General features: G+C 69.9%; 8 protein-coding genes. 6 read left to right on the forward strand and 2 right to left on the reverse strand.

Features of this window, described 5'->3' with window-relative positions:
- On the forward strand, positions 1–513 hold a 513-nt coding region (locus tag ACRDUX_RS28360; protein ID WP_526418759.1), incomplete at its 5' end, for a TetR/AcrR family transcriptional regulator.
- 23 nt (positions 514–536) lie between these two features.
- Positions 537–2,693, forward strand: a complete 2,157-nt coding sequence (locus ACRDUX_RS28365) for an FUSC family protein (RefSeq protein ID WP_526418761.1) — start codon at positions 537–539, stop codon at positions 2,691–2,693.
- On the opposite strand, the gene ACRDUX_RS28370 is transcribed toward ACRDUX_RS28365, so the two are convergent.
- Together ACRDUX_RS28370 and ACRDUX_RS28375 are read right to left on the reverse strand one after the other, a co-directional pair.
- A complete protein-coding gene (locus ACRDUX_RS28370) occupies positions 2,690–3,664 on the reverse strand; it encodes a pirin family protein (RefSeq protein WP_526418762.1) in 975 nt (324 codons plus the stop codon). The two genes, ACRDUX_RS28365 and ACRDUX_RS28370, sit on opposite strands and share 4 nt — an antisense overlap.
- A 155-nt stretch (positions 3,665–3,819) precedes the next feature.
- Entirely contained in the window at positions 3,820–5,541 is a 1,722-nt protein-coding gene (locus ACRDUX_RS28375; protein WP_526418764.1) for a putative PEP-binding protein, read from the reverse strand.
- Positions 5,542–5,643: 102 nt separating this feature from the next.
- Between ACRDUX_RS28375 and ACRDUX_RS28380 the strand changes: the two genes are divergently transcribed.
- The 4 genes from ACRDUX_RS28380 to ACRDUX_RS28395 all read left to right on the forward strand — a co-directional run.
- Positions 5,644–6,423, forward strand: coding sequence for a DeoR/GlpR family DNA-binding transcription regulator (locus ACRDUX_RS28380; RefSeq protein WP_526418766.1), 780 nt, complete (start codon positions 5,644–5,646; stop codon positions 6,421–6,423).
- Positions 6,420–7,406, forward strand: coding sequence for a 1-phosphofructokinase (pfkB, locus tag ACRDUX_RS28385; RefSeq protein ID WP_526418768.1), 987 nt, complete (start codon positions 6,420–6,422; stop codon positions 7,404–7,406). The genes ACRDUX_RS28380 and pfkB overlap by 4 nt, the downstream gene beginning before the upstream one ends.
- 21 nt (positions 7,407–7,427) lie before the next feature.
- Positions 7,428–9,443 (forward strand): PTS fructose transporter subunit IIABC, encoded by a 2,016-nt coding sequence (locus ACRDUX_RS28390; RefSeq protein WP_526418770.1) that lies wholly within the window; start codon positions 7,428–7,430, stop codon positions 9,441–9,443.
- A gap of 33 nt (positions 9,444–9,476) precedes the next feature.
- Positions 9,477–9,620: HPr family phosphocarrier protein (locus ACRDUX_RS28395; protein WP_526418772.1), on the forward strand; the 144-nt coding region annotated here is incomplete at its 3' end.

Genomic DNA, 9,620 nt, shown 5'->3' on the forward strand with positions numbered 1-9,620 from the left:
TCCGATCTCGGATACGGAGGCCTCAAACTCGCCGAGGTTTGCAAGCGCCACGGCGTCACCACGGGTTCCTTTTATCACTACTTCGCTAGCTGGTCGGCCTACACCAGGGACCTGGTGGCGCACTGGGTCGAACAGCGCACCGTCAAGAGCATCGAGGTGATGGGCACCGAGCCTGACCCGCGGCGCCGCATCGAGGCCTACATCCAGGTGGCACTCGCGCTTCCCCACCGCGCCGAGGCGGCGATCCGGGTCTGGAGTTCGATCGACGCCGGTGTTCACGCCGTGCAGTCCGCCGTCGACCAGCGGCGGTACGACCTCCTCTTCGACGCGGCCTTCGAGATCCTCGACCACAAGCATCAGGCGCAGGTGTTCGCCTCCTGGGCGATGTACCTGCTGATCGGTTACGAGCAGTCGAACCTTCCACGCGACCCCGACGACCTCGAGTGGATCGCGAACCAGATGCTCGAGGCGTTGGATTCCGGCCGGTTCGGCTCGGTGCCGGACGCGAGCTGACGCCCGGGTCTACCATCCGGTTCATGCTGACCCCGGCTGGCCTCTGGCGCCGGGGGAGAGAACGGGTCAGGGAACGCGACCCGGAGAACGACGCGGCAAGACGGGCGGTCCGCGCGGCGATCGTGCTGCCCATCGCCGCCGCCGTCGGGTTCGCCATCGGAAGTGGTTCGCAGACACCGTTGTTCGCGATCTTCGGATCGGTGGCGCTGCTGATCACCGTCGACTTCCCCGGTAACCGGCCCGCAAGGGCGCTGGCCTACGGCGGTCTGGGCGTCAACGGCCTCATCCTGATCACGCTCGGCACCCTGGTGGCGCCCATCCCGTGGCTGGCGGTGCTGACGATGTTCGTACTCGCCGTCGCAGTGACCTTCTCGGGAGTCCTCAGCGAGATCGTCGCCGCGGGCCAACGGTCGACGCTGATGATCTTCGTGCTGCCGTCGTGCACGCCTGCCGGTCCCATCCCCGAGCGTCTCCTCGGCTGGCTCCTCGCGCTCTCGCTCGCCGTTCCCGCCGCGTTGTTCCTGCTTCCGCCACGCCACCACGACGAACTCCGCACGCATGCCGCGATGGTGTGCCGATCCCTGGCCGATCGCCTGGATGGCCTGACGTCGGCTGAGGACTTGGCAGCGGCGATGGGTGCGCTGCGGGCCAACTTCCTCGGCGCCGACTTCCGCCCGGTCGGCTTGACCGCGGGCAGCCGCGCGCTGGTCCGGGTCGTCGACGACCTGCAGTGGCTGTCCGACCGGATCATCGACGGTAGCGGTGACCTCCTCGCCGAGATGCGTGAGCCCCTCGTGGACGTGCTCAGGGAGAGTGCGCTGGTACTCAGCACGCCGCGGGTCGCCGACCGCGACGCCCACCGCACGAGTCTGGCCAACGCGCTGGCGGTCCAGCGGTTGATCGCCCAGAGCCGCTACCGCGAGGACATCATCGAGATACTCGCCGAGCCCAGCGACGCGACCGCCATCGGTGTCGGGCGAAAGCTGTTGACCCGCAGGACCATATCGGGGTGCATTGGCACCACCGGCCGGGTGATCGGCATCGCCGCCGCGGCCGACGCCCGACCCGTGTGGGCACGTGTCCTCGGCCGCAGGCTGCCCGCGGCCGGGGCCGCCGAACGCCTGCTCTCGGAGTCGCAGGCACTCAGATCACTGCCCGGTGGATTCCTCGCCACCAGGGCCGTTGTGGTGCGCAACAGCGTCCGCACGGGACTCGGGTTGGCGCTCGCGGTGGCCGTCACCCACGCGTTCCCCGTCCAGCACGGCTTCTGGGTCGTCCTCGGCGCGATGTCCGTGCTGCGCAGCAGCGCACTGACCACGGGAACCAGGGTCGTGCGCGCCGTCGTGGGAACGACGATCGGATTCCTGCTCGGGGTCGTCTTCATCGAGCTGATGGGTTTCGAGCCCATCGTGATGTGGGCGACGCTGCCGCTGGTCGCCTTCGGTTCGGCGTACGTGCCAGAGGTCGCCTCGTTCGTGGCAGGCCAGGCGATGTTCACGATGATGGTGCTGATCATCTTCAACGTCATCAATCCCAGCGGTTGGCAGGTGGGGCTGATCCGGGTCGAGGACGTCGTCGTCGGAGCGATGGTCGGTGCCGTGGTGTCGCTACTGCTGTGGCCGCGTGGCGCCGCCGCCAGGGTGTCCAGAGCGGTCGACGCCGCCATCGCCGCGGGAGCGACGTATCTGACCGTCGCGGTCAAGCGGGTAACGCGGGGCGCTTCGGAGGCCGCCGACGACCGCGTCTCCTCACTAGGGCATTACGCGATGACGGCCTCCAGGACCTTGGATGACGCCGTGCGCCAGTACCTTTCCGAGAGTGGCGGTTCGACCGATCACCGCGCACCCGTGATCCGCGCCTCGAATCGCGCCGTCCGGGTGCGCACCGCCGCCGAGCTGATCGCCGACGTCGCGCCGCCGCCACTGACCGCATACCCGCGGGTGCGAGAAGTGCTCGAACTGCACACGACGGTGATCCGCGAGCGCCTGCACGGCAGACGCCCCGCACACGACCTCGGCCCGATCAGCGACGACTTCGTGCTCGCACTTCGCGCCGAGTCCGGCGGAACCGACTTGTCGATCGCGGCCGCGCTGCCGTTGGTCACCGTCGCGGCGAACCTCGGCGAGCTGGAACTGCTCTACCCTGACCCGGTCGGCCCGGTCGCGGCGTCGCGCCGCTAGCGCCCGGCCGTGTGCGGCATCAACGCGTTCGGCGGGATGGTGCCGAACTTGCCCGCGTTGAAGTCTTCCATCGCCTCGATGAGCTCCGCCTTGGAATTCATCACGAACGGCCCGTAGTGGAAGACGGGCTCGCGAATCGGCCTGCCGCCCAACAGAAGCACTTCCATGGCGGGTGTGCGCGCGTCCTGCGTGGCACCGGCCGCGACGGTGATCCGGTCGCCGGGCCCCATGACGGCGAGCTGACCCTGACGGATCGGATTCCCGACGGGCCCGACGGCGCCGTCACCCGCCAGCACGTAGACCAGGGCGTTGAAGTCCCGGTTCCACGGCACGTCGAGACGAGCACCGGGCTGAATGGTCGCGTGCGCCAACGTGATCGGCGTGTACGTCGATCCTGGGCCCTGTTGGTCGTCGATCTCGCCTGCGATGACGCGGACGAGGGCGCCACCGTCATCGGAGGACAGCAGCTTCACCTGCCCACCCTCGATGGCCTGGTAGCGCGGCGTGGCGAACTTGTCCTTGCGGGGCAGGTTGACCCACAGCTGGACGCCGTGGAACACACCGCCGCTCTCGACCAGTTCTGCCGGTGGTGTCTCGATGTGCAGAATGCCAGCGCCCGCGGTCATCCACTGCGTGGCTCCGTCGGTGATGAGACCGCCGCCACCGTGTGAATCCTGGTGCGCGAAGCGGCCGTCGAGCATGTAGGTCACCGTCTCGAAGCCACGGTGCGGGTGCCAGTCGGTGCCCCGTGGCTCGCCGGGCTCGTACTCGACCTCGCCCATCTGGTCCATGTGCACGAAGGGGTCAAGCGAGGCGGCGCTGACGCCGGCGAAGGCGCGGACGACGGGGAACCCCTCGCCTTCGTAACCGCGTGGCCCCGTGGTGATGGATCGCACCGGACGTGGGGTCTGCGACGGCGTTGGCCCCGCGATGCGGGGAAGGGTGAGTGTGTCGGCGGTAATGGCGGGCATCGGTACCTCCTCGGTTGAACGTACCGAGCATAACCGGACTACGGTCCGATTAATTTCCTAGGCGGTTCCCCTCCCCCCGCGAGCAGACGCAAAAAGGCCCTCATTCGCGCTATTTCAGGCCACTTTGTGTCTGCTCGCGGTGGGAAAGGACCGCGTTAGGAGAGGATGGCGCTCGCCGCGGCCCGCGCGTCGGCCGCGGTGGCCGTCGCCAGGGCCGCCTCCGCCGCCTCCCGGCACTGCGCGAGCGTCACCTGGGCCAGTTTCGCGCCGACGCCCGCCACGGCTGCCGCGGCTGCCGACAGCGACGAGACGCCGAGACCCACCAGCACGCACGCCAGCTGCGGGTCGGCCGCGGCCTCGCCACAGACGCCGACGGGCTTGTCCACCGCGACTCCCGCCCGCGCCGCCATCGCGACCAGCGCCAGCACCGCGGGCTGCCAGGGATCGGTGAGCGTGGCCAGTTCCGCCGACATCCGGTCGGCGGCCATCGTGTACTGGGTCAGGTCGTTGGTGCCGATCGACAGGAAGTCGACGTGTTCGAGGATGCGGTCGGCCAGCAGTGCGGCCGCGGGCACCTCGATCATCACTCCCGGGGTCAGGCCGTGTGAACGGGTCTCGGCCGCAAAGGCTTCCGCCTCCGCAGGGGTGGCGATCATCGGGGCCATCACCCATGGGGAACTGCCGGTCCGCTGCGCCGCCGCGGCGATCCCCTCGAGCTGGCGCGTCAGGATGCCCGGATTGCCGTCGGCGATGCGGATTCCGCGCACGCCGAGCGCCGGGTTCGCCTCGTCGGGGTGCCCGACGAACTTCAACGGCTTGTCCGACCCGGCGTCGAGGGTGCGGATGACGACCTTCTGGCCGGCGAACGCGTCGAGCACCTCGCCGTAGATCTGCGCCTGCTCGTCGACCGACGGTTCGGTCGAGCGGTTGAGGAAGCAGAGTTCGGTGCGGAACAGGCCGACGCCCTCGGCAGGCGTCTCACGCGCCGATCGCGCGGCGGCGCCGTCCTGGACGTTCGCGAGGATGGCGACGGCGTGGCCGTCCGCAGTGGCGCCGGGCCCGCTCCAGCTCCTGGCCAGTTCGGCTTCGCCCTGGGCCGCCTCGACGGCACGGGTCGCGACGGACCCGTCGGGCGACACCGTGACGGTGCCGAGGGTGCCGTCGACCATCACCATCGTCCCCGCGGGCACCGCGTCGAGACCGGCGACCGCGACAACGCAGGGGATGCCGAGTTGGCGGGCGATGATCGCGGTGTGGCTGGTGGGCCCGCCGAGAGTGGTCGCCAATGCGACCACCAGCGAGGCGTCCAAACCCGCCGTGTCGACGGGAGCGAGGTCCTCGGCGCACAGGATCGACGGCACGTCGGGCACCGGCACGCCCGGTTCGGGCAGCCCGCTGAGTTCGGCGATCACGCGGTCGCGGATGTCACGAAGGTCGGTCACCCGCTCGGCCATCAGCCCACCCAGTTGGGTGAACACCGCGACGAACTGATCGACCGCACCGGTCACCGCCCGCACCGCGGGGTTGCCCTCACCGATGCGCTTCTCCGTCGCGGCGATCCAGGCTCGGTCCTGCGCCAGGGTGGCCGTGGTCGCCAGCACCTCCGACGCGGCTCCTGAGGCGTTCGCCGCCCGGTCGCGCAGCCGACCCGCCACCGCGGCGGCCGCAGCGGTGAAGCGCGCCACCTCCCCTGGGCGGTCCGATTCGGTGAGATCAGCGCTCGCCGGGGCGTCGTCGACGCTCGGCCGCGAGCCGGGCCTGATCACGGGCGCGTACTGCACGCCCCCGACGGCGGGGATGCCGTGCAGCACGGTTCCGGCGGGGGGTTGCGCCGTCCCGAAGGGATGCAGTGACGTGGCCGGCGATGTCGTGCTCATGTGTCCCAGGTTACAAGAAAGCGTTGACAAGTCAACAGAGTCAGGGGTAAAACCAACCGTAACAACATTTGAAATCCACATATCCCACGCAAACGGAGAGTCATGTACGCCGAAGAGCGCCAACAGGCCATCGCCGAACTGGTGCTCAGCCAGGGCCGCGCCTCGGTCGCCGAGCTCGCGCAGGCCTACGACGTCACCACGGAGACCGTGCGCCGTGACCTCGCCGCGCTCGACAGGGCGGGTGTCCTGCGCCGGGTCCACGGCGGCGCCGTCCCCACCCGGTCGCTACACCTCGTCGAGCCAGGGGTCGGCGAGCGCGAGACCACCCGCGCCGACTACAAGGACGCGATCGCCGAGGCCGCTGGCGAGTTCTTCCCCTTGAACGGTGCCAGCGTGCTGTTGGACGCGGGTACCACGACGGCACGGATCGCCAACCTATTGCCCACCGACCGCGAGTTCGTCGTCGTCACCAACTCCGTGCCCATCGCCGCCCGGCTGGCCTCGGTGCCCACTGTCACGCTGCAGTTGCTCGGCGGACGCGTCAGGGGCCTCACCCAGGCGGCCGTCGGCGAGCAGGCCCTGCGGGTCCTGGACCACCTGCGCGTCGACATCGCGTTCATCGGCACGAACGGCATCAGCGCCAGGCACGGGCTGTCCACCCCCGACAGCGAGGAGGCCGCGGTGAAGCGCGCCATGGTCGCGTGCGCGAACTACGTCGTCGTCGCCGCGGACTCCACCAAGGTCGGTCGCGAGGACTTCGTCAGCTTCGCGCCGATCACGAGCGTCGACACCCTCATCACCGACGCCGAGATCACCGACGCCGACCGTCGGCTCCTCACCGACGAGGGCGTCGAAGTCATCTCGACGGGAGGCCCCGAATGATCGTCACCGTCACGCCCAACCCGAGCATCGACCGCACCGTTGCGTTGGGCACGCCCCTGACCCGCGGCGCGGTGCACCGCGTCACCTCGGCCACCAGCGAGCCGGGCGGCAAGGGCGTCAACGTCGCGCGCGCACTGACGTTGGCGGGCCTCGACGCCGTGGCCGTGCTCCCCGCCGCCGATACCGACCCCATCGTGGCTGCGCTCCATGCATCCGGGGTGGCCTTCCGGTGCGTGCCGATCAGCGGCGCCGTGCGGACCAACCTGGCGATCACCGAAGCCGACGGCACCACCACCAAGCTGAACGAACCGGGGGCGCACCTCGACGCGGCGGCCCTGGCGGCACTGACCCGCACGGTCGTCGAGCACGCCGAGAGCGCATCGTGGGTGGTCCTTTCGGGATCCCTGCCACCCGGCGTACCCGACCACTGGTACGCCGACGTCGTCGCGCAGTTGGCGTCGGCGCCGTGCCGGATCGCCGTCGACACCTCCGAGCGCCCGCTCGACGCGCTCGCCTCGGCATTCGGCCGGGCCGCCCCTGACGTCATCAAGCCGAACGCCGAAGAGCTCGCCGGCCTCGTCGGGGTGTCGCCCGAAGAGCTGGAACAGGCTGCCGCCCAGGGTGATCCGGCACCCGTGGTGGCCGCCGCCAACGCACTCATCGACCGTGGCGCCAAGACGGTGCTCGTCACGCTCGGCGCGGCGGGAGCAGTGCTCGTCGACCCGACCGGCAGTTGGATGGCTTCCCCGCCACCCATCTCGCCGCGCAGCACCGTTGGCGCGGGCGACGCTTCGTTGGCCGGGTACGTGCGGGCCGCGGTCGGCAGCGCCGAACCCCCTCATCGCCTGCAGATGGCGGTCGCCTACGGCAGCGCGGCCGCCGCGCTGCCCGGCTCCGCGCTGCCGTCGCCGTCGCAGATCGATCTCAATGCCGTTCGGGTGTATGCGATTACGGCATCCGTCTCACCATCCGCCCGCCCCTAACCGCACCAGAGGAAGACAACCATGTCCATCATCACCACCGACCTGGTCGCCATCGACGTCGACGCGGGCGGCGACAAGGAGGCCGTGATCGGCCTGCTCGCCGGACGTCTCGCCGACGCCGGACGCGCCACCGACCGCGACGGTCTGGTCGCCGCCGCCATGGCTCGCGAAACACAGTCGGCCACCGGACTTCCCGGCGGCATCGCCATCCCGCACTGCCGCTCCCCCTACGTCGACGAGGCCACCATCGGGTTCGCCCGGCTGTCCCCCGCCGTCGACTTCGGCGCGCCAGACGGCCCCGCGGACCTCGCCTTCCTGATCGCCGCGCCGGACTCGGGCGGCGCCGAACACATGAAGCTGTTGTCCAGCCTCGCCAGGGCGTTGGTGCGCAAGGAGTTCGTGGAGTCGTTGCGCAACGCGGCGTCGGCCGCGGAGGTGGTCGACCTGGTCGAGGGCGTGGTCAATCCCGCTCCCGCCACGCCGGAGCCCGCCAAAGCCGCCGCGGCACCGGTGGTCCAGGACGAGAAGCGGACGATCGTCGCCATCACCGCCTGCCCCACCGGCATCGCGCACACCTACATGGCCGCCGATTCGTTGGTCGCCGCGGGCAAGAAGGCCGGTGTCGATCTGCAGGTCGAGACGCAAGGCTCCTCGGGCAGCACGCCGTTGCCCGTCGAAACCATCGCGAAGGCATCAGCCGTCATCTTCGCCACCGACGTCGGGGTCAAGGACAGAGGACGGTTCGCAGGCAAGCCCGTCATCGCCTCAGGTGTCAAGCGGGCGATCAACGAACCCGACAAGATGGTCGCCGAAGCCCTTGCGGCCGCGGACAATCCGAATGCGGCCCGAGTGGAGGGCGTGGCAGACGCACCGTCGTCGTCATCCGGCCCTTCGGCGTCCGGCGGAGTCGGGTGGGGCACCCGCACCCGACAGATCCTGCTCACCGGCGTCAGCTACATGATTCCGTTCGTGGCCGCGGGCGGTCTGCTCATCGCACTCGGATTCCTCTTCGCCGGGTACGACATCGCCAACAAGCCCGAGGGCGCAACGCAGTCGCTCGGCAACATCATCGCCACCACCAACTCGCTGACCGACCTGCCGTCGGGCGGCTTCATTCAGTATCTCGGCGCCGTGCTGTTCACACTCGGCGGGCTCGCATTCTCGTTCCTGGTACCGGCCCTGTCGGGGTACATCTCGTTCGCCATCGCCGACCGCCCAGGCATCGCACCGGGTTTCACCGCCGGAGCGGTCGCCGTCTTCGTCGGCGGCGGTTTCATCGGCGGCATCGTCGGCGGCCTGATCGCCGGGTTCACCGCCCTGTGGATCAGCCGCATCGACGTCCCCCGCTGGCTGCGGGGTCTGATGCCGGTGGTCATCATTCCGCTGGTCGCCTCGCTCGTCGTCGGCCTTCTGATGTTCCTGCTGCTCGGCCGTCCACTGGCCGCGGTCACCGCCGGCCTGACCAGCTGGCTCGGCGGCCTCTCCGGCAGCTCGGTGATCGTCCTTGGCATCATCCTCGGCCTGATGATGTGCTTCGACCTCGGCGGTCCGGTCAACAAGGCGGCCTACGCGTTCGCCACGGCCGGCCTCAATGTGGCAGACCCGTCGACCCTGCGCATCATGGCGGCCGTCATGGCTGCGGGCATGGTCCCTCCGTTGGCGATGGCGCTGGCGTCCGCGGTCCGGCCGGGCCTGTTCACCGAGCCCGAGCGTGAGAATGGCCGCGCGGCATGGCTTCTCGGTGCCTCGTTCATCTCCGAGGGCGCGATTCCGTTCGCCGCAGCCGACCCGCTGCGCGTCATCCCGTCGATGATGGCCGGCGGCGCCGTGACGGGCGCTCTGATCATGGCGTTCGACGTGACCCTCAAGGCGCCGCACGGCGGGATCTTCGTGTTCTTCGCCATCGGGCATCTCGTGTGGTTCCTGGTCGCCCTGGCCGCCGGAACGGTGGTCGCCGCGGTGGCCGTAATCGCCGCCAAGCAGTTCGCCAAGCCCAAGACCGACACGGAGACGTCCCCCGAACTCGTCCCCGCCTGACATTCTCGAAACCACCACAGAAGGAGATCCACCATGCCCGCCAAGACCGTCATCGTCGGTTCGTCGATCGGCCTGCACGCCCGTCCCGCGGCGATCATCGCCGAAGCCGTCGTCAACGCCGGAGTGCCGGTGACCCTGTCCCTCGACGGCGGTGAGCCCGTCGACGCAGGCTCGGCG

The organism is Mycobacterium sp. (genome assembly GCF_050701675.1).
In the GTDB taxonomy this organism is placed as follows: domain Bacteria; phylum Actinomycetota; class Actinomycetes; order Mycobacteriales; family Mycobacteriaceae; genus Mycobacterium.

Excerpts from the sequence above, each read along its gene's own strand:
- ACRDUX_RS28365 (WP_526418761.1), top strand. The coding sequence starts at position 537 with ATGCTGACCCCGGCTGGCCTCTGGCGCCGGGGGAGAGAACGGGTCAGG.
- ACRDUX_RS28370 (WP_526418762.1), bottom strand. The coding sequence starts at position 3,664 with ATGCCCGCCATTACCGCCGACACACTCACCCTTCCCCGCATCGCGGGG.
- ACRDUX_RS28375 (WP_526418764.1), bottom strand. The coding sequence starts at position 5,541 with ATGAGCACGACATCGCCGGCCACGTCACTGCATCCCTTCGGGACGGCG.
- ACRDUX_RS28380 (WP_526418766.1), top strand. The coding sequence starts at position 5,644 with ATGTACGCCGAAGAGCGCCAACAGGCCATCGCCGAACTGGTGCTCAGC.
- pfkB (WP_526418768.1), top strand. The coding sequence starts at position 6,420 with ATGATCGTCACCGTCACGCCCAACCCGAGCATCGACCGCACCGTTGCG.
- ACRDUX_RS28390 (WP_526418770.1), top strand. The coding sequence starts at position 7,428 with ATGTCCATCATCACCACCGACCTGGTCGCCATCGACGTCGACGCGGGC.